Raw genomic sequence first — 24,120 nt, 5'->3', positions numbered from 1 at the left:
GAATCGAATTCTGTGCGGTCTTTCCCGCATGTCAGCGTACTGGCGGCGCCCCGCAGAATTCTTTGCCTGTCTTTCCAGACTGTCAGAACGTTTTTCTGAACAACTGCCGCGTGGTTAGTGCGTCGTTGATGAGATAAAGCTTAATTAAAGGTAAGTTGTTGGTCAATAGTTTTTACTTAAAAAAAGTTAAGTTTCTATGTGGTTTCTTATAACCTACTGAAAGTTTTATTTATTTTTTTTGTGATTTTTTTCTGGCGGCTAATAGTTCTTCGAAGAGAGCGTTGAAGTCATCAACCTTTTGCTCTAATTCGGTCAAATGCCGGTCTTTTTCTGACTCAGGAAGGGAATCGAAAAGCTCAAGCAGCTTTTGCTGGCGCTCATCTAACTCTGTGGGAATTTCAGAAGGGGGTAATGGAGTTTGATCATCATCTCCATAAAGTAGCCACGTAGGGGAACACTTCAGGACTTTACTTAATGCGAATAGATTCTTGCCACGGGGCTGCGTTTCACCACTTTCCCATTTAAAGATAGTGACGTGCGAAACCTTCACAGCATCTGCGAGTTTTTGCTGTGACATATCTAATTGTGTTCTTCTGCTGCGGATACGGTCGTTCAGTTCGATGTTCTTCATAGGGTTAATGTAAATTAATTTGACTTACCTTATGTTAAGTTGTAGTTTCCAAACAAACGTTAATACCTTGGAGGTGTATGTGCTTACTAAAGATGCAATAAATTATTTTGGCAGTAAGGCCAAATTGGCAAAGGCATTGGGCGTATCTCAACCCGCAGTTTCTCGCTGGGGAGTACACATCCCCGAAAAGAGGGCTGCTCGTCTAGCCCTTATGACCTCTGGTGAGCTCGTCTACGATCCATGCGAGTACCAAGACATTTCAAAGACTGATAACGCAGCTTAACAAAGGGCGTATTTGAAATCTGATTACGCTTAATCAGGTTTTCAGCGACAGGAGACGCGACGAAGTGGAAAACCTCGACGAACTGAAAAGAGAAATCTTCAACTGGGCTGCTGAGCGTGGGCAGGAACATGTTGCTATTGAGATCACTCGCATGTGGTTTCGAATGGGCGGCAATACCAGCTGCGTAAAACTGCACCCGATGGAGGATTCAAAAGGTAATGCTGACTGGCGGGCAATCAACAACAACCGGCAGCAGATTTTTCGCTGGCTACGTGGTGAGACGAAAGCGGCAAGAATCAAAACTAAAGCGCTGGCCATGGCGATGGAGGCTGCATTGCCTGCGGAACGATATGCACAGCTGGGGATGACCACTCAGCAGTTAATTTGCATCGCGATTCGTGATTTTGCCGCGGCGATTATTGCCTTGCTGCTTGATGCCAGAGATCGACCACAGCGGATAGCACAGGCACTACAAGCCATACAGGAAACACAGCGCCTGACCAGCGTTTAACTTGTATCGAGGAAAGACCAATATGCAGACATCAACTGACCGCATCACCTGGCGGAACGGCTGGCGTTTAAATGGCGAGCCATCCTGTGCGCATGACGTACGGGGAATATTTGAAGAACGCCTGTCCGCTAAAAAATGGGAAATTTATGAGAAACGCAAAGCTGAGATGATCGAGACGTGCGTTTTTCTCACACCAAAAGACTACGAAATAGCCTGTCGTGAACTGGCTGAACTGCTGGGGATCTGACTATGAGCATGACCCTAATGGCCCGGGCTATGGCAATAAAAACCGGAAACCCAATCCGTAAACTGGTGCTGATTAAACTTGCTGATAACGCCAATGATAATGGTGAATGCTGGCCATCTTATCAGCACATTGCTGATCATTGCGAATGCAGCAGGAGTGCTGTTCGTACGCATATTGACGCGCTTATTGGCATGGGCGTTTTAACAAAAGAAAATCGTATGGGTATTAACAATGGTAAGGGAAATACATCGAATGTGTATTACCTGAATCTTGATAACCCTGTGCCACCAAAAAGCACAGCCCCTGTGCCATCAAAAATCACAGGTATGCCGTTAGAAAACACACCCCCTATGCCATGTGGTGGCACCAGAACCAGTCACTCTTTTGAACCAGTCAATGAACCTAATGATCCCCCTAACCCCCAGAAGGGGGAGGGCGACGAATGGATCCTTGCTGACGCTAAAAAAGCCCTGGAATTCTATAACGAACAAACCGGTACCCGTTGCCGTGATGTTAAGCCGTTCGTTCTCATGCTTACGCCGACACAAACGCGGGAAGCATACACACTGGCTGAGCTGCAATTAGTTATTCGTTGGGTTCTGGCGACATGGCGTCGCCGTGGTTCTGGCTTACCTAAACCAGCCAATATCTGCCGTGTAAATCGCTTTGATGGTTATCTCGCAGATGCCGAAGCATGGGCCACTACGGAGGCTGATATTGATCCGGATGCTGTCATGAACGGCTACAACGAGATATTCGCTGACACACTGCCTGCTGCTGAACTGGATACAGATCGCCGCAGGATGATTATTCGCCTGGCGGCCCATATGAAAAATAAAACTACGGGAGCATTCCTGGGTTACTTCGAAAAATTCCGCGCTGATGCCCCTGATTTTTATTTCGGATCTAACGGTGGATGGCGCGCCAGCTTTGATTATTTGATGAAACCAGAAACTTTACGTAATACCCGGGAAGGTTCGCTATGACCCCGCAGGAACTGGAAGCGTGTGTGCTGGCAGGGTTGTTGAATGGCGGCGCTACACCTGACGCATTTGACGTGATCGCATCCACGCCAGAGGAATCATTCAGCATTGGTTTTTATCGCCGCGCATTCAGCGAAATAAAAAAACAGGCACTGACTAACGGCATGATCGACATGCTTTTCATCAGTGAGGCGTTGGGCGGTTCAAGCCTGGCTGATTTGTCGGAAATTTCCCGCATACCAGCAACGATTCCGAATCTCAAAGGGTATGCAGGGAAGATGGTTAAAGCATGGCGTAGCCGTGCGCTGGCGAAACTTTTGCAGGATGGCGCCGACGGCATCCGCAATGCTGCCAACCAGGAACAACGTGATCAGGTTGTGGAAAAGGCTGTGGCGCAGCTGCTGGATATGACTGCTGAAAGCGGCGACGTCCAACCGGTACACATTAACGAGCTGTTGCCCGCCTACATGGACACCGTACAGAAACGCATGGAAGGCGATGAATCCACGCGTAACCTTCTGACCGGGATTGTAGATCTCGATAATGCTACAGGAGGTATTAACCCGCAGGATCTGATTGTCGTTGCTGGTCGACCAGGTATGGGTAAAACCGAATTTGCTCTTACTGTTGTGGAAGGCGTAACCGCTAAAGGCGGAGGCGCGCTAATTTTCAGCATGGAAATGGCCGCTGCTCAGATTGTTGAACGCTCACTGGCTGGTGCCGGGAATCTGTCTGTTTCCCGTCTGCGTAATCCACAGGATATGTACGATGAGGACTGGGCACGATTAACCGCTGCGATAGGTGAGCTTACGGATCGCGATATCTGGATCGTGGATGCAACCGACCTTACGGTTGAACAAATTCGCGCCATTGCCGAAACACACAAACGGCGTCATCCGCATCTGGCGATGATTATGGTCGACTATCTCGGACTGATTAAAAAACCAAAAGCAGAGCGTAACGATCTCGCTGTAGCGCATATTTCCCGAAATCTTAAAACCATGGCTATGCGCCTGCACACGCCAACCTTTGCACTGAGTCAGCTCTCCCGCGCCGTCGATGCGCGCCCGGCGGCGCAGCGCCGTCCGGTAATGTCAGACCTGCGTGATTCAGGCTCTATTGAGCAGGATGCTGACAGTATTCTGTTTCTGTACAGAGATGAAGTTTATAACCCTGAAAGCCCGGCTGCTGGTGTGGCTGAGGTCATCCTCGGCAAATGCCGCTTTGCAGCTGCTGGTACCGTAGTTTACCAGGAGTTTAAAAACGGTCACTTTCTGCCGATCGACCAGCACATTGGCAAAGAAAAAACACGGATTCAACTGGAGGCAGCAAAACCCAGAAAAACGCACCGTAAGTATGCAGAGAAGTACAACACCGACGCATTTTAAAACGCCTGACCAGCGTGAAATACAATGAGGAAAGACCAATGACCGATTTAATTTATCCTAAAGTAGCGACAGTTGACGATGCCTGTGACTGGACGAACGTAATCATCTGGCGGATGAACGCAGGTGCCAGGGCTCGCAGCCGTTCGGTTTATGTACCTTGCCCGCGTCCGGTTCCTGTTCCGGGATTAACTGCTCGCGCGGCCCCAAAAAATAAAAAATCAAAACCTGTTGAAACCAACCCACGGTGTTTCAGTAAGACGCATACCGGAACCGTTATTTATTCAGGTGGAGAGAAGACCGTAAAACTCCGCGAAACGGCAACTGTATGGACTTCCGGAAGCAAAGAGAATTACGACAAAAAAACGGGCTATAGGGTAGGTATTACCAGCCGCTGTCGTTTGCTGCTGGATACCATAAAACCCATTGAGAATCCTACTGAATCCCAATTACCCCAAAAATCCAGCGAACTGCCGGCGGAATACCTCGTGGCGATTATGAAGGGTAAAACGCTCTCATATCAGGGGATTATGTCATCGATTAAAAAATATTACCCGGACATCAAAATTACCCTGGATCAGCTCCAGAAACGCGTCTTTGCGCTTTGCATGTCGAACTTTGTTGGCATCGAACGGCATGACGATATGCCCGTTACACACTTCACGCTGAAAAGCGTTGATCCACGTTTCTACGTTCACTCAGAGAAAAACATGAGGGCTTAAGGCATGGCCGGGCAATCGGATTACCTCCCGCCCGGTCTCCCGCTCAATCGTGCGAAGTGGCCACAAGAGTGCCAACTCAAAGAGCATTACGACATGCGCGCCGCTGCGCTCGTTCGTCAGCTCTATGAGCGTAAAGTTACTCGCCAGACTGTTATTCAGCACATTGACGCGACGCCGGAGAGTTATCGGGAGTTTTTCAGACAACGTTTAAATTATTGGCGGCAGCAGCACGAAGGGGGATCAGGTGGATAAACAACTGGAAGATGCGGGGGATCTCATGACTGAGTTCACCAAAAAATATACAAATAAAGCCATTGTAATTATTGCTGATTACATCCAGCGAGCCAGCAAAAATGAGCAATTGCAGGAAGCAAAAACACGCCTCGATAAAAAAATAATCCTATTCGTTGATGATGAAAACTGTGACCAGTCAAGGCTAATGAGCGCGTTTGTACCGGCAATGACTAGCCATACCCGGGAAAGATTTTTTGAAGAAATTGCAGTGACGCTTGAGGGGGCGAGACCATGACGTACCAGTTGCATGTGGGGCGTTGTGAGGTGGTGCTTAAGTCAATACCTGACAATTCAGTCGATTCGATTGTTACTGATCCACCTTATGGGCTCTCATTTCAAAATCATAAATGGGATTACGACGTTCCATCCGTAGAGCAGTGGCAGGAATGTTTGCGTGTATTGAAGCCCGGCGGTCATCTTCTGGCGTTTGGTGGGTCTCGAACCTATCACCGCCTGGTTGTAAATGCCGAGGATGCTGGTTTCGAAATTCGTGACCAAATTCTTTGGATTTACGGTAGTGGTTTCCCTAAGTCACATAATCTAGATGGCCAATGGGACGGCTGGGGGACTGCACTTAAACCAGCACATGAACCAATCTTAATGGCTCGCAAGCCATTTAAAACGACGGTTGCAGAAAACATGGTAGCGCATGGTACCGGCGCACTTAATATCAACGCCTGCCGCATTCCAACCGGAGAGCAATTATCTGGTGGTTCTGGTTGTTTGCTTTCTCATCAACGCGACGGAACAGATCCAGCCGCAGACTATGAACAATCTGCGGGAGGCCGTTGGCCAGCGAACATTATCCATGATGGCAGTGATGATGTGATTGCCTGTTTCCCTGCTAATGCTGGTGCTGCTGCGCCGGTAACAGGTAATGAACCCTCTGCGGCCTCTACGGGGCAAGTTCTTGGTATGCGTCAGCGTGTCGCTACTGTTCACCACGGCGACAAAGGGAGTGCCGCCAGATTCTTTTACTGTGCCAAAGTAAAACCGAGCGAACGTGATGAGGGGCTTGAGCGTTTTATAGCGACATCTGCCAGTGATATGACCGGAGGGCGTAAAGAGGGAAGCGCGGGTATTAATGATCCGCGCGCCGGTGCTGGCCGTACGAAGGGCGCGAAAAATAATCACCCGACAGTTAAACCAATAGCTCTGATGAAATATCTCTGCAGGCTCATCACTCAGCCTGGCGGTACTGTGTTGGATCCGTGGATGGGTAGCGGAAGCACCGGACGTGCTGCGATTGAAGAGGGGTTCAATTTTGTAGGCATCGACCTTGATCCCGACTATGTAACCATTGCATCTGCGAGGTTGGCTTTCTCGTTAAAAAAATATGCAAATGAAAAAGCGGAGGCACTATGAACGCTGAGCTACAGGGCGCTTTATTGGGTTATGCATATCGTCGGATTGTTGAGTTGGAAACCTTACTTCTTCCTAATATTTCTGAAACGGTTTGGCCAGTGGAAGTGAAAATGGTTTTTTCTCAGGTTAAAAACGCCGGGGATCTCCCGGCACATCACCAGCGCCGACTGAAACATCACATCAACCGTATGTGGCTGGAGAAAATGCCGGTTCCGGCCATCATCATCGCAGCATGTTCGCTGGCTACCGCTATGGAGAAATACGCGTGAGAGAAATCATCGTTGATAATTTTGCCGGTGGTGGCGGTGCGTCAACCGGTATTGAAATGGCGATCGGTCGCAGCGTTGATATTGCTATTAACCACGACGAGAACGCCGTGGCGATGCATACAACGAACCACCCTGATACGTTGCACTACTGCGAGTCTGTGTATGAGGTTCGACCAAAGGTAGCTACCGCAGGACGTCCGGTGGCGCTGGCGTGGTTTTCTCCAGATTGCCGCCACTTTTCTAAAGCTAAAGGCGCTAAACCCGTTGAGAAAGCGATCCGCGGACTGGCCTGGGTAGTATTACGCTGGGGGCTGGATGTTGAGCCGCGGGTAATGAAACTGGAGAACGTCGAAGAGTTTAAAACGTGGGGGCCGTTACTGGCTGGAGAAATGCGACCTGACCCAGCCCGCGCGGGCGAAACTTTTGAAGCGTTTATTGGCATGCTGACAACCGGCATCCCGGCGAACCATCCGGCGCTGGAGGAATGCTGCGAGTTTTTGAATATTTCGCTTGATAGCGAAGACGCCGCGCGGCTGGTAAAAGGCCTGGGCTATGTAGTCGAGTATCGCGAACTGCGCGCCTGTGACTACGGCGCACCGACAATCAGAAAGCGTTTCTTCATGGTTATGCGCCGTGATGGGAAGCCTATTGTATGGCCGGAACCAACGCATGGGGATCCTAAATCTGCGGCGGTTCAGTCGGGCAGACTGGCGCCGTGGCGCACGGCTGCTGAGTGTATAGACTGGACAATTCCGGCGCCGTCGATATTCGACCGCAAAAAACAGCTGGCAGAAAATACCCTGAAGCGGATCGCGCGCGGCATACAGCGCTTTGTTATCGACAGTGCGTCGCCGTTCATCGTGAAATGCAATCACACCAGCACCAAAACGAGCTACGACTGTTTCCGTGGTCAGGCGTTGGGCGAGCCTTTGCAAACCATTACCAAAACCCACGGCTACGCGTTAGCCGTTCCTCACCTGACAAAGTTTCGCACTGGTGCAACCGGCCAGCCCGTTACCGAACCGGTACCGACGGTAACCGCTGGCACGTCAAAACACCCAGGCGGGAATGGGCATGCGCTCGGGATTGTTGAGGCCGCGCTGACACCATTTCTGGCGGGTAATGGTGGTAGTGAATACCAGGCTAAACCACGCCCGCTGGATAAACCTGCACACACAATTCTGAAACAATCCCGCGCATGTCTTGTTGCGCCAGTGATAGCCCGCCAGTTCGGGGCCAGCGTCGGCCACCGGGCCGACGAGCCAAGCGCGACTATCACCGCGGGCGGTGGCGGCAAATCGCAACTGGTAACGCCGACGTTGATTCAGATGGGATATGGCGAACGCCCCGGGCAGGAACCGCGCGTGCTGCAATTGGACAATCCGCTGGGTACCGTTACTGCTGGCGGCAATAAGTTCGCGACGGTGAGCGCATTCCTGGCGAAGCATTACGGCGGGAATTACTCCGGGCCGGGCGTCGGGTTGGACGAACCAGCACACTCGGTCACCACCGTTGATCACCATGCAGTTGTTGCCTCACACCTGGTGAAGTTGCGCGGTACATGCCGGGACGGGCAGCGCACAGACGAACCCATGCCAACGATCACCGCTGGTGGTCAGCACGTAGGGGAGGTAAAAACCACATTGGCAGCTGACGGGTATGACGAGTACCGCGCACAGCAGACGCTGGCATTCCTGCAGGAATACTGTGGCGAGGATTGCGACGGACTGGTGACAGTTGATGGCATAACTTACCGCATCGTTGATATTGGCATGCGCATGCTGCAACCGCATGAACTTTACCGCGCGCAGGGCTTCCCTGAGTGGTACATCATCGACCAGGACTATCGGGGTAAGAAGTACGCGAAGGACAAGCAGGTAGCTCGTTGTGGCAACGCTGTTCCGCCACCGTTTGCAGAGGCACTGGTGAGGGCTAATTTGCCTGAATTATGTGTAAGCAGGGAGGCCGCGTAATGGCAAAATCAGCAGCAGAGCGTAAAGCAGCACAGCGTGCCAGACAGTCTGCCGCTGGTGAGCGGAAACTTGAACTGGTGCTGGATGCGCAGGAAATGGAAATGCTTGTCCGAAACTGCGCAGATCGTCGACCGGGCCGCGCACCCTATGAAATGGGTGAATACATCGCGCTTCTCATTCGCCAGGATGATGCGCGTGTAAAGTGGCATATCAAATCAATCAGCGCGAACCGCTGCGGTAAATGCGGGGATGCGCTCCCGGTTAAATCATGCCCGTGCGCAGGTGATTCTCAGTGCTGGGTTACACACGGATGGCATGCGGTGAAACTGACAATGTGACATGTCACGAGAACCAAAAGCCAGAAAGAGAACCGCCAGATAATGGCGGTTTTTCTTTATTAAACAGATGGGTACAAATTAACCAGCCTTGATTTTTTAACGTTTTGTGCCTTTAAACGTTTGCACTTACTGCCACTTGGGAGTATATATACTGTATGTTTATACAGTATACTTGTGAGGGAGGGAACGTGTTCAAAAAGACGGAGGTAGGGGAACATCTCCCCGATAACGGTCGCGTTCTCATAACCTGCAAGAATGGTAAGGTGACAGCACTCAGAAACATCTACGATGATGAGCATGTAGCATCGCTTAAGTCTTTGTTAGAACTGGCAGAACAAGCAGGTTGTGTCGTTGTTCAAAGAGGCAAAACTAAGATATAATTATGGTACCGGACTGAACACCCGGCACCAGTATTTCTGAGCAATTGCTGCGCTAAAGGGGAAACCAATGGCGCAGTATTCATTTGTAAAATCAGCAGGCGGGGTATTAATACCGGCGACGCCTGACGCACGGGAATTTATCGAGAAAAAATTCCGTCTTGGTGCTGTTTTATATGCTGACTTTAAACAGGCACGTAATGCGGCATTTCACCGAAAATTTTTTGCACTCCTGAATCTGGGATTCGATTACTGGCAACCGTCGGGTGGTGCAATATCCCCGGCAGATAAAAAACTGGTTCGTGGGTATGTGCAGCTGGTGGCCCATTATGCTGGTCATGAAGAAACACTCCAGGAGCTGGCTGATCAGTATCTGCGTGAAGAGGCAGAAAAACGCGCCGGTAATATCAGCGCTGTAAAATCCTTTGAAGCCTTTCGCGCCTGGGTAACTATTGAGGCGGGTTTTTATACTCAATACGAAATGCCTGACGGTACGACCCGCAACGAACCCAAATCCATATCGTTTGCCAAAATGGACGATCTCGAGTTTTCCCAACTCTATAAATCCGTACTTGATGTGCTATGGAATTATATTTTGTTCCGCACATTTCCCACCCAGCAGGCTGCAGAAAACGCCGCCTCACAATTATTCAGTTACGCCGCATGAAGAAAGTCGATCTTACCAAACAGGCGCGCGGTCGCATGTGTACTGTGCGCATTCCAGGTATCTGCAATTTTAATCCAGAAACCAGCGTTCTTGCCCATTATCGCATGAGTGACACCTGCGGGATGGGAATCAAACCACATGACATGCAAGGCGCAATTGCCTGCAACTGTTGCCATGACGTAATTGATGGCCGTGTGAAAACCGATATTGATCAGGACACTCTGAGGCTATATCACGCCGAAGGTGTTTTCCGTACCCAACAAATCTGGAGAGAGGAGGCGTTTATATGATTAACCCATCAACGACAGGAAAGGGTGGTGAAATGCTGCGATTAAACACCCTCGAGTCAGTCTGGATTCAGGGAAAACTTCGTATGTGGGGCCGATGGTCATATATTGGATCCTGGTCTGGCGGACATATGTTTAATAACCTTCTCGCGTCAAAAAAAGTCAGTAAAACTGCTATTCAACAGGTATTGAAGCATCTCAAATCATCGGGTCTGGATCACAGTGAACTGATGTCATATTTTCTGGACATGCTTTCCGGAAAAGAAAAAAGCAACCTGGCATTCTGTACAGATGAAGAAGGCCTGTTAATGGATGCTGTGATCGGTGAAATATTGGTCCGGACAGGTCATCAGCGTCTTTTTAAATTGGTAGTCGATCGGTACAAGGATCGTATGAGTAAGAAGGCCATGGCAAGAGAACTGAATACCCGTCACCCGGAATGGTGCCTACGTACCTGCGAAAGCCGAATTGATGTCTGGTTGCAGATGGCAGAAGCAATGCTGTACTTACCAATGTGTGATGTATTCGATAAAAAAGCTGATCGATTCCGGTTGCAAAGTTGCGCGGGGATTGCTTGAATTCAGCTATGCTCGCGAAGCTACACCCGCAGCGATAGATAAAAATTAATAACCCGCCATCAAGCGGGTTTTGTCGTTTCTGGAGGATGGAAAAATGAAATAGCTAAACGGAAAGACCGCATTGGATGCCATATTTTGGCAACGTGACGACAGCGTTAATCTGGTCGGGCTCCCATGGCGACGTAGTGAGGGAGAGGAAGCTTAAAGCATCACTTAGTTACGGCTGGCGCCCGGTTTAACGCATCAGTAGCCCGACAAAGAGACAGTGCGCCGCGACACTCACCGCGGCAACGATTAACGAGCCTCGGTATTTACCGGGGCTTCATCATATTTAGGGCTCGCTGACGGACGGCTTATAACCCAATCCGACAGGCGCTTGCGCAGAGCCCGCCTCTATATCAGGCTCCGGGTTCCATCTTCGACATTGCCCCGTAGCATATACAGCCCGATAGCCTGATCCCTTACAACACACAGCGCCCCGATTACGGAGGTGCGGATATGCAACGTATGAACCCAACCGATGGACATAACATGCCGTACTGGTGGTCAGGGCTGCTTGGTTTTTTTTCTGTTCTGAGTTTGCAAGATTATGTATTTATCCTTGGCGCTCTGATCTCGGCTTATTTCACCATTAAGACCTACTACGCGAAGCGGAAAGAAGAACGTGAACGGCTTGATGAAGAGAAAAAAAGAACGCAGTTATTAGCTAAGTACCTTGCTGATGTGGCCGTTAAACCAGGTCGAGATCGCCCTGCGGCGGCTGAGGTCGTTACAGAGGCAATGAAACGCATCTCTGGTGAGGTAGCAAAATAACTATGGCCTCGACAAAAACAAAATTAAGCGCTGCCGTTCTTGGGCTAGTGCTTGCCGGCGCGCCTGCGTCAGTAATTCTCGACCAGTTTCTTGATGAAAAAGAGGGTAACAGCCTGACGGCGTATCGTGACGGTGGCGGAGTGTGGACCATTTGCCGTGGCGCCACGATGGTTGATGGTAAGCCGGTAGTACAGGGCATGAAGCTGTCAGCTGAGAAATGCGCCCAGGTAAACGCCATTGAACGCGATAAAGCGCTGGCGTGGGTTGACCGAAATATCAAGGTACCACTGACCGAACCACAGAAAGCGGGTATCGCGTCTTTCTGCCCATATAACATCGGCCCCGGAAAATGTTTCCCGTCTACGTTCTATAAGCGCATCAATGCTGGCGACCGTAAAGGAGCCTGTGAAGCTATTCGCTGGTGGATTAAAGACGGCGGCCGCGACTGTCGTCTGACCAAAGGCCAGAAAAATGGCTGCTATGGACAGGTAGAAAGGCGAGACCAGGAAAGCGCGCTGGCGTGCTGGGGGATAGACCAGTGAGCCTGCGCTATCAGTTTATTGCCATTTTGCTGCTGGTGGCCGTCGCATTCATCGGCGGAAATGCCTGGAGTAACCGCGGCTGGGAAAAGAAGTGGGCGGAACGTGACAGCGCTGAATCATCGCAGACTGCGAACGCACAGACCGCTGCCCGCATGATTGAACAAGGGCGCATTATTGCCCGTGATGAGGCTGTAAAAGATGCACAAGCACAAGCCGCTAAATCTGCTGCCACTGCTGCTGGTCTGTCTGCCACTGTTAGCCAGTTGCAGCAGCAAGCCAAAAAACTTGCCACCCGTCTGGACGCCGCAAAGCACACCGCAGATCTTGCCGCTACCGTCAGAAGCAAAACAACCGACGCCGACGCCAGAATGCTCGCCAACATGCTCGGAGATATTGCAGCAGAAGCTCAGCGATATGCTGGAATCGCTGACGAACGCTACCGCGCCGGGATGACGTGTGAGCGGATTTACGACTCGGTGAGAGAGTCAAATTACTTAAGCTGGCAAAAAGCGGGGACGAATCCCCGCAGATGATTAGCCTACCTTGCGATAGCCGTAAACATTTTTGATGTGTTGATGAAAGTAAACGCCTTTTGACCCTGCTGAAAGCAGGCCCAGGTGGACTGTCGATGGAACACCTGAGTACTGATAAATGCCGCCACCATGAAAGGCAATTTCAAGAACGTTTGTAGCGGGATCATATCCTACTGACTGGAGATTAGAAGATGAAACAGGTTGACGAATCAAAGCAGTTTCCTCGTTTGAATGGGAAAAGTCCCGAGGAAATCGTAGAGCTATTCAAAGGGTATAACTTTGTCGACGATCATGGTCATCGACTGGATATGTGCCAGGACTTCAAAGATTTGGTTGAGCTTGCAAGTGAGACCTGATGGCATTACAGAAGCCATTCCGAGGAGTGGCTTCGATAATGTGACGTTAATATTGCTGATTCTCAGTGGTCCGACTTAGCGAGAGAGGTCCCGCTGAAAAATCCTGATTTCCGTTCATCTTTAACGAACCATTCGCAATAGTACTGATCACGTTCGTCATCAAAGTAGCTTACGGTCATCAGGGGGCCACCGGACTTCAATTGGACAACGGTTCCATCTTCCAATTTTTCAGACATTTAATCCTCCATATCAAAAAAGAAATTGATCGCCTTAACTTGTAGATAGGGATGCCATGACGCTAGCGCCCCATTGATTTGCATAACCAATATGTACTGACAACTTTATAAAAGCTAGAGATCTTTATGGCAAAACCGTCCTCGAGTGAGCTTCCGCAACGCCCACTTCCACCAGTTAATTTCATTGGCCCCGATAACTGGCAGCCCTACACCAGATTGATCCCCGCCAATGAAGTGCATGAGTGGATAAGCCGACAAATCCTCAGCGATAGCGGAAGCATCCATAATCCTGACCACGCCCATTTAATTGAAGCTGATTTGTGCTTTATGTGGGCTTCAGAATCGTTCGCGAAAAAAGGGCGATATGTTCTCGGTCAGGCCGAACAGGTAATGCTTCGTGCCGGTGGGTGGCAGAAAGCCAGAATGGAACAGCAAATGTATGAATGGTTCGGGCGCATCCCGAAATTCATCATCACGCTTGCAGCCGACTACTGCTCACAATGCAGCGACCTCGAATTCTGCGCACTGGTAGAGCATGAGCTTTACCACATCGCCCAGGCCACCGATGACTATGGCGCGCCAAAGTTCAATAAAGAGACCGGGCAGCCAGTGCTTACACTGCGTGGCCACGATGTCGAAGAGTTCGTTGGTGTTGTGCGTAGATACGGAGCGAGCACCGATGTGCAAGAACTGGTGGACGCAGCCAATCAACCTGCAGAGGTGGCAAAACTTAACATCGCCAGAGCGTGCGGGACGTGCATGTTGAAACTGGCATAAATTTGGAATGCTTTGGAAGGATGGTGATTTATGGCTGCGCTAAAACCAGAGGTGAAGGCCGCCATTGTTCAAATGCTTGCGTGCTATGACACCCTGTCGATTGTTGTTGACGCTATCCAAAAAGATTTCGGGATAAAAGTAACCCCACAGCAAGTCGAATCGCACGATCCGACGAAGGTGAGTGGAAAAGGGTTAGCAAAAAAATGGGTTGATCTGTTCAACGCAACTCGCGAACGCTTCCAGAATGAAATTTCCGATATCCCGATCGCCAATAAAGCCTACCGGCTGCGTGTCCTGCAAAGGATGTCGATGACCGCTGAGAATATGAAAAATATCGGTATGACGGCCCAACTCCTCGAACAGGCCGCGAAAGAAGTTGGCGAGGCATATAGCAACAAGCAGAAGCTTGAGCATTCAGGCCCGAATGGTGAGCCCATACAGCATAATCACACAGTAAGCGCGGAGGATCTGACTGATGAGCAGCTCGCCGCAATTATCGCTGGTAAGTAAGCAGGAAGCAGCGGCTGAGTTACTCAAACGACGTAATGCGCGGGCAAGTCTCCACGACTTCATTCAGTACATTAACCCCGAATACATCACCAGCAAGTTCTCTCAGACGGTTTGCGACGCTCTGGATCAGTTCCTGCTGGATATGATGAATGGAGTGCGCCCGATACTGATTCTCGGTGCGCCGCCGCAGCATGGTAAATCGGATATCGTTTCGCGTTACCTGCCAGCGTATTTCTTCGGAAAATATCCTGAAATGCGCGTAGGTGCGCTGTCCTACTCTGCTGACCTTGCCGGGGATATGAACGCCGACGTTCAGCGCATTATGTCCACGCCGGAATACCGCAACATTTTTCCGGACGTCTGGTTGGGCAATAAGCCGGCTGATGGTGTGGCCGTAAAGCGTAACACTGATGAATTCGGCATAGCCAACCATAAGGGGACGTATGTTTGTGCGGGTGTAGGCGGCCCGTTAACGGGGAAGAAAATCGATCTCGGTATCATCGATGACCCGATAAAAAACGCCAAAGAAGCACTTAGCCCGACAACTAAGAAATCTATCTGGAACTGGTACGTTTCCACGTTTAAAACGCGTCTGTCGAAAAACAGCGGCGAAATCATCATGGCGACCCGCTGGGCGACAGATGATTTATCCGGGCGTGTGGTGGAAATCACGCCGCGCGCTAAGGTGCTGGCGTTCCCTGCAATCAACGAACAGGGCGAAGCGCTGGTTCCAGAGTTGCACCCAAAAGAGAAACTGCTCGAAACCAAAACCATTCTCGGGGATTACTTCTGGTCTGCGATGTATCAGCAGTCACCAAAACAGGCTGGTGGCTCCATCTTCAAAGACGAATGGATCAATTATTACCTCCCGAAAGACTTGCCGACCAACTTCGACATAGTCATCCACAGCTGGGATATGACGTTTAAAGACAGCGAAGGCACTGACTACGTTGTCGGTCAGGTGTGGGGTAAAAAGGGCGCCAATGCTTATCTGCTTCATCAGGTTCGAGCCCGCATGAGTTTCACCGCAACGCTTAAAGCCGTTAAACGCATGGCCGACGAATACCCCAAAGGCCTGCGCAAGCTGGTGGAGGACAAAGCCAACGGACCGGCGGTTATTGATTCGCTGAAAAGCACCGTTGCGGGGCTTGTTCCTGTTGAACCGGACGGCAGCAAAGTTGCGAGGGCGCATGCGATCACCGCTGTATGGGAAGCGGGAAACGTTTTCCTTCCCCATAAAGACATCGCTCCGTGGATCACCGAGACAGTTGAGGAAATTACCACGTTCCCTGTCGGCGCGAACGATGACGTTGTCGATGCAATGACGCAGGGATTACGCGATTTGTATCAGAGAAAAACACTCAGCCCACTGGACATCATGTAATGACGAGAAAAAATATCGTTGGTCGTCTGAATGATGGCCTGGTTAGCTTAATGACCTCGCTCGGCGAGAAGATTGGCGCAGTACGGTATAGCAGCCGTAAGCCTGACGTACCTGATAAAGAGCTGCTCGCGATGTATAAAAAATCGTGGGTGGTGAAAAAGTACATCAACAAAACCGCCGACGACATGCTGAAGTTGCCCCGTAAATTTTCTGGCGATGTCGATAGCTCCATAACCAAGCGCATCGCTGATGCTGAAAAAGAACTGAAATTAAATGCAGTCTTTCACAGCGCGCTGGGATGGGCCTCTCTGCTGGGTGACTCGCTAATCGTGGCTATCACGGATTGTGCTGATGACCAGATCGCCTTGCCGCTCAATTTGCAACGCGAAGATATCGTTAAATTCCTGGTGTTCCGTAAAGGTGAGTACACGCCGGACAGTAATGTCATCACCGATATCCGCTCAGATTGCTTTGGTGAACCGCTAACGTATCAACTTGACGTCGGGACGAAGCAACTCAGGTTTCATCATTCCCGCTGCTGCCGGACAAAGCTGGGCAATCACAGCATTAAGGATCGCGCAAAGTTTGGTACGTCAGACCTTCAGGCGCCCTATGAGCACATCAAAACCTTCGACACAGCAATCCTCAGCACCGGAGACACCATACAGGAGGCAAACGTCGATGTGCTGTTTATCCCCGGCATGAATAACCAGATCGCAGCGGGTCAGGAAGGGCAGGTTCGCGAGTATGCCAGGGTGATGAAGGACACCAAATCTTCAACCGGGATGTTATTGATTGATGCTGGTGATACACAGGCACAGGGGCGCTATGAGCAGAAAAACGCGCAATTTACCGGGCTGTCGGATGTGATTAGCAAAATGGCGATTGTGCTGGCCGGGGCGCTGGACAGGCCCATAACGGTTCTGTTTGGTGAGTCTGCCAGCGGGTTCAGCAGCGGCGAGGAAGACAATAAATCCTATTACGAGACGATTAACGGACTGCAGGAGTCCCGGCTTCGTCCAATGCAAGATTTCGCCGACCAGTTCACGCTGGATAAACTCGCCATAACGGAAAGCCTTACCTACGAATATCCGACAATCGACAGCATTAACGAGGCTGACGAAGCTAACCGGTTTAGCCAGTATGCCACCGGATTTAATACGCTGGTAACGGGTTCAATCCTGACGGAAGAAGTCGCTATCAGGGAAATGATAAACCGGGGCGTACTGAAGACGGTCACCGAAGCAGAAATTAAGGCGATTGTCGCAGGGAGTGGCACATGGACCTGAAACAGCTGCTGGAGCGCAAACAGGGGCGTCTTAAACCACGACGTCGACGGATGCGGCCACCAACCGCCAGCAAGCGCGCAGAGGTCTGGTATCGAGACAGGCTGACGGATTTTATCGACAGCATGGTCCAGACGTTTGTTGACGAGCTGGGCAAACCTGCGCTCACCGATGCTCCCGATAGCACACCTCTCTCAATTACGACGCGTCTTGCTGCTGTCATGCAGCGTCTGGCGAGCATTTCAATTCAGGAGGTCGCCGCCCGACTCTCTGCCGGATTCGTTGCGCGGGCAAACCTGCAGAACAAAGAGCAGACGCAGCGTACTTTCTCTCAGGCTTTTGGGATTGATCTGACCGGAATGCTCGGCGATGGCGCGATAAAGCCAGAAATGGAAAAGGCGGTTAATGACAACGTTGACCTGATCACCTCCATCCATACCGACTTTATCCACGATATCGGCGCGGCGGTTTTCGAGAACATGAAAGACGGTGGCCGACATGAAAACCTCATTGACCTGATTAAGGAGCGTGGGGAGGTCACCCGCAATCGTGCAAGGTTCATCGCTCGTGACCAGACCTCAAAACTGAACGCAGACCTGACTGAAGCGCGAAATGTTGCTCTTGGTCTTGACCTGTATGAGTGGGGAGGTACTGGCGACGAACGGGAGCGTGACAGTCATTCCGCGTTAAACGGCATGCTCTGTAAATACTCCGATCCGACGGTCTACTCAGACGACGGCGGCAAAACGTGGAAGAAACGCTCAACCATCGGGGCATTCATCGGTAAACCCGGCGAGGATTACCAATGCCGATGCCTGGCCCTCCCTTACGTCTCATGGGATTAATCAATGAAGTGGAAACGAACACCGCAGGGGTACGTGATTACCACTGCGACGATCACCCGCGCCGGGCCGATTGAGTATTACGGCCACGAGCTGGGACTCACTGGCAGCGATGCCAACAAAAAAATCACCGTAGTTCGCACCCTCGACGAACTATCAAAACCCGAAACTCTCGCTTCATTCAATGGCCTCCCGTTCACCATAACGCACCCCGACGACGGGGAGGTCACCGCAGCAGACCACAAAGACAAAGCATCCGGACACATCGCCAACACTCGCATTGAGGGCGGTGAAGTGGTCTGTGACGTTTTTCTGACGGATGCCGCGGGAATCGAGACGCTGGAAGAGACGGGGATCCGAGAAGTGTCCGTTGGGTATGAGCCTGCCGAACTCGAGGAAAGGGACGGGAAGTTTTACCACATCAACATCCGCGGCAACCACGTCGCGGGCGTGGCAGCGGGGCGCTACGGGCCTCAGTGCAAGTTAAACGACAAAAAAGGTAAGCCAATGTTTGAAAAATTAGCTGATGCCCTGGCGTTTCTGAAGGGCAAAAAACTGAAGGATGCGGAAGGCGTAGCGCTGACGGCCGACGAACTGGTCGGCATGATCGCCGCGCTGGAAAAGGCGCTGGAAGAACTCCAGGGGCAAGGGACTGACGAGGCGACGGCAAAGGCTCAGGAAGTGCTGGCGCAACTCACTGACCTTAAAACTCAACTGGAAGGCATGACGGGGGCACCATCGCCGAACGATGAAGATCCTGCCGCTGGTGGTGACGACAAGGACGCGAAAATCACTGCGCTGGAAACCGAAAACGCCGATCTGAAAGCGAAGGTTAAAGCACTGGAAGAAGAACTGGAGCAGTTGAAATCCGGCAATGAAACCAGCACCACACTGGCAGACGCGAAATCCCGTTTCCCTAAAGTCAGCTTCAATGATGCCAAATCAGCGCGTGACGTGCGCGCCGCCGTACTGGTGAGCACTAAAGCATTTAACGATGCTGAGGTCAAAGCAATGACTGACAGCGAAGTCCGTGCGGCTTATGCAGCCATTCAGGCCACCTCGAAACCACGCAGTGAAATCGGTGCTCATCTGTTTAACGACTCCGCCAATAAAAGCACTAAAACCGCAACTCAACGCCTTGGGGGTAAATAACTATGGCTTTCGGATTCACTGACTGGGATGGTGCCGACGGCACTATTAAACCAGGTTCAATCAAACGCGCCTCCAGCTCTAACGATAAAGTCTGGGGGGAAGAGAACCTGACCGAAACGAAGTTGCCCTATGGCACGTTCGTAGCTGTCAACCCGGACGGCGGCGTGATGCCTCTCGCAGCTGGCAAACGCATTCACGGGATTGTGGTGCGTGACATTTACGGTGATGGTGCACCGCACACCAAGCAGGTCAACGTAGGGCATTTCTCTCACGGCGACTGCGTCGGCGCGCTGACAGTCGATGACGCTGATTTTACTCGTGGCGCGGCGGCATACATCGTGGCGACGGGGGCCGATGCCGGGAAGGTCACGACCGAAGCAACCGGCAATATTGATTTGGGCTACTGGGTGGAAGATGTGAGCGCGGGCAACAACTGCGTGGCTATCACCCTGGGTTACGTACAGCAGGCAGCACAGCCAGCGGAAGGAGCATAACAAATGCCTATGGTATCAGCAGATTTTGAAGAAGTATTGCAGGAAGCGCTGACCGAACGTGACATGGAGTTACAGGAAAAAGAGCTGCCGGAGATTAATATCGGCGAGGCTCTCCCGGTCAAAGAAGGCCTCGATTTCTCCCTGGAATATGTGGATTTCGGCGTGTCCGAAGTGGTCGGCTCGGTGAAAGACGGCATCATTGGTAACAAAACCAACAGCCTGAAAACCATTGATAGTGATATCGAATGGCTGAAAGCGCCTGTTGGCCAGTGGGCTAAAGCCGCAACCTGGACTCAGCAGGAACTGGAGAAGATCGCACGTCTGAACATCAACCTGCAGACCAAAAAGCAGGATGATTTGTATGCCAACGCCCTCGCAACAATCCAGTACGCGGGATACGTAGGCCATCGCGGAGTTAAAGGGCAGGAAGGGTTGCTGACAGGCGCGAAGGTTCAGGTTGTCATCGATGCTTCAGGAAAAACCATCGCCGAAATGACCTCTGATGAATTCGTGAAGCTGGTGCTGGATGCTTACAACGTGGCCTGGCGTAAATCCAGCTATCGCATCCAGCCAACACATATTGCGATGGACGCCAGCGACTTTATGCTCGCCATGCAGAAATTCGACCCGAACCCGATCGTTGTGGGTACTGACCTGCTTCCGATTGCGGCGATGGATCGCATTATGGCGGCGCTGCGTAAGGCTTCTGGTAATGAGTCCTTCAACATTACTTTCGTGAAAGTCCCGAGCAATTACGCGGTAGGTATCAAATCGGGTAAAACCCGCCTGGCCATATACACCTACGAAGCCGATTACGTCGAAATGGAAGTGCATATGCCGGAGCTTCTGGCGGTACGACAGCGTGATCTGCTGACCTATGAGTGTGGCTATCGTTCTGCCTTCGGTGGCGCGATGTGGAAACAGCCGCAGTCCGCGGTGTATGTGGATTACAAATCCTCTCCGGCAGAGTAATCACAGGGGGTAGCATGGAATTCACCGTTCGTTACCCCGAGTTCGCCAGTGTTGCCCCTGCACGCATAGAGGGGGCGCTACAGGATGCAGCTAACCAGATGAGCCGCAAGGTGTGGAACAAGCTCTACGAGCAAGGGCTTCATGCTTTAGCGGCGCATCTGCTGTATGCGGCTGGCGCGCTCACTCCCTCCGGAAGTAGTAACGGGAAACCCCTACAGACAATCACCAGCCGATCCGTTGCAGGCGTGTCTCTGGGATACTCTGCGCCCGATGCCGGGTTTGGGGCCAGCCATGATGGATACGGCTCAAGCTCATTCGGTCAGGAGTACCTGAGGCTTCGTAAGCTGGTAGGTGTGCATGTGCTGGCGATACGGTAGTTAACAGGGAGTGTTTTTTATGACTCCGGAAGAAACGCTAAAGCTTACCACCGAATACCTGAATAACCTGCAGGCGATGAAAACGCATTACGTTGCAGTAGGTTTGCCAGCGGGCAAGGTGGGAAATAAAACCCACGATGACGGAACATCGATAATTGAGATCGGGGCGGTTCACGAGTTCGGTGCTGAAATCGATCACCCTGGCGGGACGGGGTATATGGCAACCGGTGGAAAAGCTACTTTTACCCGCAAGACCTTCATGGGACCGGTTAGCGGCTTTACGGCGGCCCACAAGATAACCATTCCCGAACGCTCCTTTCTTCGCGCTCCTTTCACCCTCAAAAAGTCGGAAATTAACCGGGCAATCGAAAAGGCCTGTGAAGCCGTAGGTTCCGGGCGTATGGATGCTGACACCGCTTTAAATTTGATAGGCGCGACAGCACGAAATATCAGCGTGAAAGCCTTTGAGACTGCCGGGTATGGCACGTGGCCGGATATCACTGCTGCAACTAAAAAGGCTAAAGGATCGTCTGCGCCGTTAATTGATACAGGCGCCCTGCGTGGTGCCATAACGTGGGAGGTTCGTAAGTGAGCGACTTATCAGACCTTGATATGAGCGACGCATTAATCGGCTGGGAACAGCCTGTAAAACTCAAAACCCGCACTGAAACCACTATCGATTTTGAACCGTCCGTGACTGTTAGCTGCCAGGACATTCTGGCGGTGGTGCAAAGCGCGAACAAAGAGAATCTGACGCTGGATAGTCTGGACTGGTCGAAAGAGTATCTGCTGATTCATGCTCGGCTGAAAATTGAAACCGGTCAGTTTATCGAGAAGGGAGGCAAGGACTACAAAGTCGTGTCCCCGGCCGATTTTATGGATTACGGATTCTGCGCTGTCATCGCCGAGGAAACCCGGCTCCCGCTACTGGTGCCAACGCCATGACACAACCCCACCTGAAAGCGGTCGCGCGTTTCGTGCGTGACCTTCTGGACTACGACGAGCAGCTGATCAAGTTCGACCGTCGGAACGTGCAGGCGTCCGACTTTTCCACCAGTTATATCGTGGTAAACGGCTCACTACCGCAATCAGTGCTGGCCCGGGGACAGCGCTTTAATGGTGACGCTGAAGTGATGACTTATAGCGCCTCAGTGAGCCACGCGATTGTCCTGGAGTTTTACGGGGATAAGGCTTACGTCAACGCTGAAAACTTCCTGATGCTGAGTGAAAGCCAGCACGCGAACGAACTGCGCCGAATACATTCACTCACCATCATGGCCGTCTCAAACATCATCGATGTGGGGCAACTCCTGGGGCAGTCCCACGGCAACCGTGTTCACCTGAGTTTCAATGTTCAGTATGCCCCTGCGCGGAACGTGCAGACACTGCGCATCGATACGCCGCAGTTTCAATTTTTAGAGGACAAATAAATGTCGGCATCAATTAATAACGTCATTAATGTGACGCTTCTCGAAGAGGGGCGGGCGGCGGCGCGCGATAACATGAACGTCTGCGCGATTCTGACCAGCCAGCCGGGGGTATTGAGCACCGCTGAACGCTGGCGTTCATACAAAAGCGCACCTGCTGTCGAACAGGACTGGGGGGCTTCTTCGGTCACCGCAGCTTTTGCGAATGTGTTTTTCGGGACCAGCCCTAACCCGGTATCCGCGGGTGGCACGCTGATCGTCGGTTACTGGAACGCTGCCGGGGAAACGCTGCCTGCGACCAGCGGTTTACTGCGTGGTGGTGAGATTTCTCAGGCAGTCGTACTGCCAGCGTTACGCGAGAAGTCTGACTGGTCATTCAGTATTGAGATTGACGGCACGAAGCACGATGTGACCGAAATTAATGGCATGACGGCGACGACACTGGCAGATGTTATCGCCCAAATCCAGGCGAAAATTACGCCAGATGTTGCATCGGTTGTTTTTGATGGCAGCCGTATAGCGATTACCAGCAAATCGACAGGGACTAACTCTGTTGTTGGTTATCCGACAGTGCTGGATGGTGGCTCTTTTATTGGCGATCTGCTGGCGGTTGCGGAGGGTTCCGGCGCTTCGCTGGTAAACGGTAGCGCATCAACTGAGATTTCACCGGAAACACAACTGGAATCTCTCAGCAAACTCAAAGCGCAGGTCAACGTAAAAGGCGCGGCCTTCATCGACAAAATTCTGGATGCGCAGGTGCCGTTGATCGCTTCATGGGCTAAAGCGAACGCGGTAATCGTGTATGAGACATTTACCGGTTCGGCAGCTCTGGAAGTTGATCCGACTAACCCGGCATGGGAGGTAACACTCGCCAGCCAGAGTAATTTCCGCATGCTCTACAGCAAAGCAGGCAACCGGAAATTTGGTGTCAGCTATATGGCGCGCACGCATACCGTTAATTTCAACGGAGAACGTACCGCAATCACTTTGCACCTCAAAACGATGAACGTGCCGGCCGAAAGTTATGAGCAGACGGAGATCGACAAAGCGAAGCGCGTAGGTCTCGACATCTACACCACGATTAAAGACGTTCCCTGCGTGCTGTCGAGCGGTGCTAATGATTTTGTCGACAACGTCTATAACCTGATGGCCTACGTTGACGCAGTGCAGACGGATTCCTTCAACCTCCTTAAAACCACGCCGACTAAAGTCCCACAAACCTATTATGGCGTTGATCAGTTAGAGGACTGTGTAGAGAAAACCACGCATGGGTTTGTGAAGGCCGGGGTGTTCAATCCGGGTACCTGGACGCTGCCTGACTTCTTCGGGGATCGGGATATGTTTCTGCGAAATATCGAGCAAAACGGGTATTACGTGCTGGCCGGTGACCTGAAAGACCAGTCAACCGCAGACAGGCAGGAACGCAAATCCCCGGTTGTTCAGGTAGCAGTGAAGAATGCTGGTGCTGTTCACAGTGCCGATATCATCATCAATTTCAATAAATAAGGA

General features: G+C 51.4%; 34 protein-coding genes. 31 read left to right on the top strand and 3 right to left on the bottom strand.

All coding sequences use genetic code 11. From position 1 onward, the window contains the following. Window positions 1-229: 229 nt before the first annotated feature. Window positions 230-631 (bottom strand): helix-turn-helix domain-containing protein, encoded by a 402-nt coding sequence (locus HVZ39_RS16170; protein WP_149911971.1) that lies wholly within the window; start codon window positions 629-631, stop codon window positions 230-232. A gap of 31 nt (window positions 632-662) precedes the next feature. Here HVZ39_RS16170 and HVZ39_RS16165 point away from each other — a divergent pair, with 31 nt between their 5' ends. The 18 genes from HVZ39_RS16165 to HVZ39_RS16085 all read left to right on the top strand — a co-directional run bounded on the left by HVZ39_RS16165 (window position 663) and on the right by HVZ39_RS16085 (window position 12,798). Continuing rightward, the gene (locus HVZ39_RS16165; RefSeq protein ID WP_217444170.1) at window positions 663-914 is read left to right on the top strand and encodes a Cro/CI family transcriptional regulator; all 252 of its coding nucleotides are present in this window, start codon (window positions 663-665) and stop codon (window positions 912-914) included. Between the two features lie 64 nt (window positions 915-978). Beyond that, entirely contained in the window at window positions 979-1,425 is a 447-nt protein-coding gene (locus HVZ39_RS16160; RefSeq protein ID WP_016152513.1) for a toxin YdaT family protein, read from the top strand. Window positions 1,426-1,447: 22 nt separating this feature from the next. Beyond that, the gene (locus tag HVZ39_RS16155) at window positions 1,448-1,672 is read left to right on the top strand and encodes a hypothetical protein (RefSeq protein ID WP_001648809.1); all 225 of its coding nucleotides are present in this window, start codon (window positions 1,448-1,450) and stop codon (window positions 1,670-1,672) included. A 2-nt stretch (window positions 1,673-1,674) separates the two neighbouring features. After that, window positions 1,675-2,658 (top strand): helix-turn-helix domain-containing protein, encoded by a 984-nt coding sequence (locus HVZ39_RS16150; protein WP_137364461.1) that lies wholly within the window; start codon window positions 1,675-1,677, stop codon window positions 2,656-2,658. Then, complete coding sequence (locus HVZ39_RS16145; protein ID WP_137364460.1) at window positions 2,655-4,043, top strand: replicative DNA helicase; 1,389 nt, start codon at window positions 2,655-2,657, stop codon at window positions 4,041-4,043. The genes HVZ39_RS16150 and HVZ39_RS16145 overlap by 4 nt, the downstream gene beginning before the upstream one ends. A gap of 38 nt (window positions 4,044-4,081) precedes the next feature. Next, the gene (locus tag HVZ39_RS16140) at window positions 4,082-4,762 is read left to right on the top strand and encodes a hypothetical protein (protein WP_137364459.1); all 681 of its coding nucleotides are present in this window, start codon (window positions 4,082-4,084) and stop codon (window positions 4,760-4,762) included. Between the two features lie 3 nt (window positions 4,763-4,765). Then, window positions 4,766-5,014, top strand: a complete 249-nt coding sequence (locus HVZ39_RS26680; RefSeq protein WP_048241297.1) for a hypothetical protein — start codon at window positions 4,766-4,768, stop codon at window positions 5,012-5,014. 25 nt (window positions 5,015-5,039) lie between these two features. Further along, entirely contained in the window at window positions 5,040-5,291 is a 252-nt protein-coding gene (locus HVZ39_RS16135) for a hypothetical protein (protein WP_032947062.1), read from the top strand. Next, window positions 5,288-6,421, top strand: a complete 1,134-nt coding sequence (locus HVZ39_RS16130) for a site-specific DNA-methyltransferase (protein ID WP_181632691.1) — start codon at window positions 5,288-5,290, stop codon at window positions 6,419-6,421. The genes HVZ39_RS16135 and HVZ39_RS16130 overlap by 4 nt, the downstream gene beginning before the upstream one ends. Beyond that, window positions 6,418-6,690: a hypothetical protein gene (locus HVZ39_RS16125; RefSeq protein WP_181632690.1), complete on the top strand. Its 273-nt coding sequence runs from the start codon at window positions 6,418-6,420 to the stop codon at window positions 6,688-6,690. The genes HVZ39_RS16130 and HVZ39_RS16125 overlap by 4 nt, the downstream gene beginning before the upstream one ends. Next, window positions 6,687-8,663 (top strand): DNA cytosine methyltransferase, encoded by a 1,977-nt coding sequence (locus HVZ39_RS16120; protein WP_181632689.1) that lies wholly within the window; start codon window positions 6,687-6,689, stop codon window positions 8,661-8,663. Before HVZ39_RS16125 ends, HVZ39_RS16120 begins: the two co-directional genes overlap by 4 nt. Then, entirely contained in the window at window positions 8,663-9,001 is a 339-nt protein-coding gene (locus tag HVZ39_RS16115; protein WP_181626059.1) for a hypothetical protein, read from the top strand. Before HVZ39_RS16120 ends, HVZ39_RS16115 begins: the two co-directional genes overlap by 1 nt. 447 nt (window positions 9,002-9,448) lie before the next feature. Further along, the gene (locus tag HVZ39_RS16110; RefSeq protein WP_045441382.1) at window positions 9,449-10,045 is read left to right on the top strand and encodes a DUF1367 family protein; all 597 of its coding nucleotides are present in this window, start codon (window positions 9,449-9,451) and stop codon (window positions 10,043-10,045) included. Beyond that, window positions 10,042-10,335, top strand: coding sequence for a DUF1364 domain-containing protein (locus HVZ39_RS16105; protein ID WP_181632688.1), 294 nt, complete (start codon window positions 10,042-10,044; stop codon window positions 10,333-10,335). Before HVZ39_RS16110 ends, HVZ39_RS16105 begins: the two co-directional genes overlap by 4 nt. Then, a complete protein-coding gene (locus HVZ39_RS16100; RefSeq protein WP_181632687.1) occupies window positions 10,332-10,910 on the top strand; it encodes a DUF1133 family protein in 579 nt (192 codons plus the stop codon). The genes HVZ39_RS16105 and HVZ39_RS16100 overlap by 4 nt, the downstream gene beginning before the upstream one ends. 498 nt (window positions 10,911-11,408) lie before the next feature. Next, window positions 11,409-11,723 carry a hypothetical protein gene (locus tag HVZ39_RS16095; protein WP_001189445.1) on the top strand — a complete coding sequence of 105 codons (315 nt, stop codon included), beginning with the start codon at window positions 11,409-11,411 and terminating at the stop codon, window positions 11,721-11,723. A 2-nt stretch (window positions 11,724-11,725) separates the two neighbouring features. Beyond that, on the top strand, window positions 11,726-12,265 hold the full coding sequence (locus HVZ39_RS16090; RefSeq protein WP_181632686.1) for a lysozyme: 540 nt from the start codon (window positions 11,726-11,728) through the stop codon (window positions 12,263-12,265). Next, window positions 12,244-12,798 carry a DUF2514 domain-containing protein gene (locus HVZ39_RS16085; protein ID WP_181632685.1) on the top strand — a complete coding sequence of 185 codons (555 nt, stop codon included), beginning with the start codon at window positions 12,244-12,246 and terminating at the stop codon, window positions 12,796-12,798. The genes HVZ39_RS16090 and HVZ39_RS16085 overlap by 22 nt, the downstream gene beginning before the upstream one ends. Here HVZ39_RS16085 and HVZ39_RS16080 read toward each other — a convergent pair whose 3' ends face one another. Together HVZ39_RS16080 and HVZ39_RS16075 are read right to left on the bottom strand one after the other, a co-directional pair. Further along, entirely contained in the window at window positions 12,799-13,011 is a 213-nt protein-coding gene (locus HVZ39_RS16080; protein WP_071684699.1) for a KTSC domain-containing protein, read from the bottom strand. Window positions 13,012-13,216: 205 nt separating this feature from the next. Further along, window positions 13,217-13,390, bottom strand: coding sequence for a DUF2158 domain-containing protein (locus HVZ39_RS16075; protein ID WP_181549045.1), 174 nt, complete (start codon window positions 13,388-13,390; stop codon window positions 13,217-13,219). 126 nt (window positions 13,391-13,516) lie between these two features. Between HVZ39_RS16075 and HVZ39_RS16070 the strand changes: the two genes are divergently transcribed. From HVZ39_RS16070 to HVZ39_RS16010, 13 genes are read left to right on the top strand one after another with little or no spacing between them, the layout of a single operon-like run. Continuing rightward, window positions 13,517-14,167 (top strand): putative metallopeptidase, encoded by a 651-nt coding sequence (locus tag HVZ39_RS16070; protein WP_181632684.1) that lies wholly within the window; start codon window positions 13,517-13,519, stop codon window positions 14,165-14,167. A gap of 30 nt (window positions 14,168-14,197) precedes the next feature. Then, on the top strand, window positions 14,198-14,677 hold the full coding sequence (locus HVZ39_RS16065; protein WP_069721560.1) for a DUF2280 domain-containing protein: 480 nt from the start codon (window positions 14,198-14,200) through the stop codon (window positions 14,675-14,677). Further along, a complete protein-coding gene (terL, locus tag HVZ39_RS16060; protein WP_181632683.1) occupies window positions 14,643-16,061 on the top strand; it encodes a phage terminase large subunit in 1,419 nt (472 codons plus the stop codon). Before HVZ39_RS16065 ends, terL begins: the two co-directional genes overlap by 35 nt. Next, complete coding sequence (locus HVZ39_RS16055) at window positions 16,061-17,350, top strand: DUF1073 domain-containing protein (RefSeq protein ID WP_181632682.1); 1,290 nt, start codon at window positions 16,061-16,063, stop codon at window positions 17,348-17,350. The genes terL and HVZ39_RS16055 overlap by 1 nt, the downstream gene beginning before the upstream one ends. Further along, a complete protein-coding gene (locus HVZ39_RS16050; protein ID WP_181632681.1) occupies window positions 17,341-18,192 on the top strand; it encodes a phage minor head protein in 852 nt (283 codons plus the stop codon). The genes HVZ39_RS16055 and HVZ39_RS16050 overlap by 10 nt, the downstream gene beginning before the upstream one ends. A 3-nt stretch (window positions 18,193-18,195) precedes the next feature. After that, window positions 18,196-19,341, top strand: a complete 1,146-nt coding sequence (locus HVZ39_RS16045; protein WP_181632680.1) for a DUF2213 domain-containing protein — start codon at window positions 18,196-18,198, stop codon at window positions 19,339-19,341. A gap of 2 nt (window positions 19,342-19,343) precedes the next feature. Continuing rightward, complete coding sequence (locus HVZ39_RS16040; protein WP_181632679.1) at window positions 19,344-19,835, top strand: hypothetical protein; 492 nt, start codon at window positions 19,344-19,346, stop codon at window positions 19,833-19,835. Window positions 19,836-19,838: 3 nt separating this feature from the next. Then, window positions 19,839-20,807 (top strand): major capsid family protein, encoded by a 969-nt coding sequence (locus HVZ39_RS16035; protein ID WP_181632678.1) that lies wholly within the window; start codon window positions 19,839-19,841, stop codon window positions 20,805-20,807. Window positions 20,808-20,821: 14 nt separating this feature from the next. Continuing rightward, on the top strand, window positions 20,822-21,184 hold the full coding sequence (locus tag HVZ39_RS16030) for a DUF4054 domain-containing protein (protein WP_019076905.1): 363 nt from the start codon (window positions 20,822-20,824) through the stop codon (window positions 21,182-21,184). A gap of 19 nt (window positions 21,185-21,203) precedes the next feature. Further along, entirely contained in the window at window positions 21,204-21,776 is a 573-nt protein-coding gene (locus tag HVZ39_RS16025) for a hypothetical protein (protein ID WP_090050855.1), read from the top strand. Between the two features lie 20 nt (window positions 21,777-21,796). Further along, entirely contained in the window at window positions 21,797-22,129 is a 333-nt protein-coding gene (locus HVZ39_RS16020; RefSeq protein WP_249419235.1) for a hypothetical protein, read from the top strand. Continuing rightward, window positions 22,126-22,614 (top strand): hypothetical protein, encoded by a 489-nt coding sequence (locus tag HVZ39_RS16015; RefSeq protein WP_181632677.1) that lies wholly within the window; start codon window positions 22,126-22,128, stop codon window positions 22,612-22,614. The genes HVZ39_RS16020 and HVZ39_RS16015 overlap by 4 nt, the downstream gene beginning before the upstream one ends. Next, window positions 22,615-24,117, top strand: coding sequence for a DUF3383 family protein (locus HVZ39_RS16010; RefSeq protein WP_181632676.1), 1,503 nt, complete (start codon window positions 22,615-22,617; stop codon window positions 24,115-24,117). Window positions 24,118-24,120 lie beyond the last annotated feature (3 nt).

Source organism: Citrobacter sp. RHB35-C21, assembly GCF_013816515.1.
Lineage (GTDB): Bacteria > Pseudomonadota > Gammaproteobacteria > Enterobacterales > Enterobacteriaceae > Citrobacter > Citrobacter braakii.
The sequence above is the reverse complement of the archived record's forward strand: the minus strand, read 5'-3'. Positions and strand labels throughout refer to the sequence as shown.

Coding starts and splice junctions, on each gene's coding strand:
- HVZ39_RS16130 (WP_181632691.1), top strand. CDS start 5,288: ATGACGTACCAGTTGCATGTGGGGCGTTGTGAGGTGGTGCTTAAGTCA.
- HVZ39_RS16010 (WP_181632676.1), top strand. CDS start 22,615: ATGTCGGCATCAATTAATAACGTCATTAATGTGACGCTTCTCGAAGAG.
- HVZ39_RS16015 (WP_181632677.1), top strand. CDS start 22,126: ATGACACAACCCCACCTGAAAGCGGTCGCGCGTTTCGTGCGTGACCTT.
- HVZ39_RS16025 (WP_090050855.1), top strand. CDS start 21,204: ATGACTCCGGAAGAAACGCTAAAGCTTACCACCGAATACCTGAATAAC.
- HVZ39_RS16170 (WP_149911971.1), bottom strand. CDS start 631: ATGAAGAACATCGAACTGAACGACCGTATCCGCAGCAGAAGAACACAA.
- HVZ39_RS16140 (WP_137364459.1), top strand. CDS start 4,082: ATGACCGATTTAATTTATCCTAAAGTAGCGACAGTTGACGATGCCTGT.
- HVZ39_RS16150 (WP_137364461.1), top strand. CDS start 1,675: ATGAGCATGACCCTAATGGCCCGGGCTATGGCAATAAAAACCGGAAAC.
- HVZ39_RS16090 (WP_181632686.1), top strand. CDS start 11,726: ATGGCCTCGACAAAAACAAAATTAAGCGCTGCCGTTCTTGGGCTAGTG.
- HVZ39_RS16065 (WP_069721560.1), top strand. CDS start 14,198: ATGGCTGCGCTAAAACCAGAGGTGAAGGCCGCCATTGTTCAAATGCTT.
- terL (WP_181632683.1), top strand. CDS start 14,643: ATGAGCAGCTCGCCGCAATTATCGCTGGTAAGTAAGCAGGAAGCAGCG.
- HVZ39_RS16110 (WP_045441382.1), top strand. CDS start 9,449: ATGGCGCAGTATTCATTTGTAAAATCAGCAGGCGGGGTATTAATACCG.
- HVZ39_RS16030 (WP_019076905.1), top strand. CDS start 20,822: ATGGAATTCACCGTTCGTTACCCCGAGTTCGCCAGTGTTGCCCCTGCA.
- HVZ39_RS16045 (WP_181632680.1), top strand. CDS start 18,196: ATGAAGTGGAAACGAACACCGCAGGGGTACGTGATTACCACTGCGACG.
- HVZ39_RS16095 (WP_001189445.1), top strand. CDS start 11,409: ATGCAACGTATGAACCCAACCGATGGACATAACATGCCGTACTGGTGG.
- HVZ39_RS16125 (WP_181632690.1), top strand. CDS start 6,418: ATGAACGCTGAGCTACAGGGCGCTTTATTGGGTTATGCATATCGTCGG.
- HVZ39_RS16075 (WP_181549045.1), bottom strand. CDS start 13,390: ATGTCTGAAAAATTGGAAGATGGAACCGTTGTCCAATTGAAGTCCGGT.
- HVZ39_RS16100 (WP_181632687.1), top strand. CDS start 10,332: ATGATTAACCCATCAACGACAGGAAAGGGTGGTGAAATGCTGCGATTA.
- HVZ39_RS16145 (WP_137364460.1), top strand. CDS start 2,655: ATGACCCCGCAGGAACTGGAAGCGTGTGTGCTGGCAGGGTTGTTGAAT.
- HVZ39_RS16155 (WP_001648809.1), top strand. CDS start 1,448: ATGCAGACATCAACTGACCGCATCACCTGGCGGAACGGCTGGCGTTTA.
- HVZ39_RS26680 (WP_048241297.1), top strand. CDS start 4,766: ATGGCCGGGCAATCGGATTACCTCCCGCCCGGTCTCCCGCTCAATCGT.
- HVZ39_RS16040 (WP_181632679.1), top strand. CDS start 19,344: ATGGCTTTCGGATTCACTGACTGGGATGGTGCCGACGGCACTATTAAA.
- HVZ39_RS16055 (WP_181632682.1), top strand. CDS start 16,061: ATGACGAGAAAAAATATCGTTGGTCGTCTGAATGATGGCCTGGTTAGC.
- HVZ39_RS16035 (WP_181632678.1), top strand. CDS start 19,839: ATGCCTATGGTATCAGCAGATTTTGAAGAAGTATTGCAGGAAGCGCTG.
- HVZ39_RS16020 (WP_249419235.1), top strand. CDS start 21,797: ATGAGCGACGCATTAATCGGCTGGGAACAGCCTGTAAAACTCAAAACC.
- HVZ39_RS16070 (WP_181632684.1), top strand. CDS start 13,517: ATGGCAAAACCGTCCTCGAGTGAGCTTCCGCAACGCCCACTTCCACCA.
- HVZ39_RS16115 (WP_181626059.1), top strand. CDS start 8,663: ATGGCAAAATCAGCAGCAGAGCGTAAAGCAGCACAGCGTGCCAGACAG.
- HVZ39_RS16105 (WP_181632688.1), top strand. CDS start 10,042: ATGAAGAAAGTCGATCTTACCAAACAGGCGCGCGGTCGCATGTGTACT.
- HVZ39_RS16165 (WP_217444170.1), top strand. CDS start 663: ATGTTAAGTTGTAGTTTCCAAACAAACGTTAATACCTTGGAGGTGTAT.
- HVZ39_RS16135 (WP_032947062.1), top strand. CDS start 5,040: ATGACTGAGTTCACCAAAAAATATACAAATAAAGCCATTGTAATTATT.
- HVZ39_RS16050 (WP_181632681.1), top strand. CDS start 17,341: ATGGACCTGAAACAGCTGCTGGAGCGCAAACAGGGGCGTCTTAAACCA.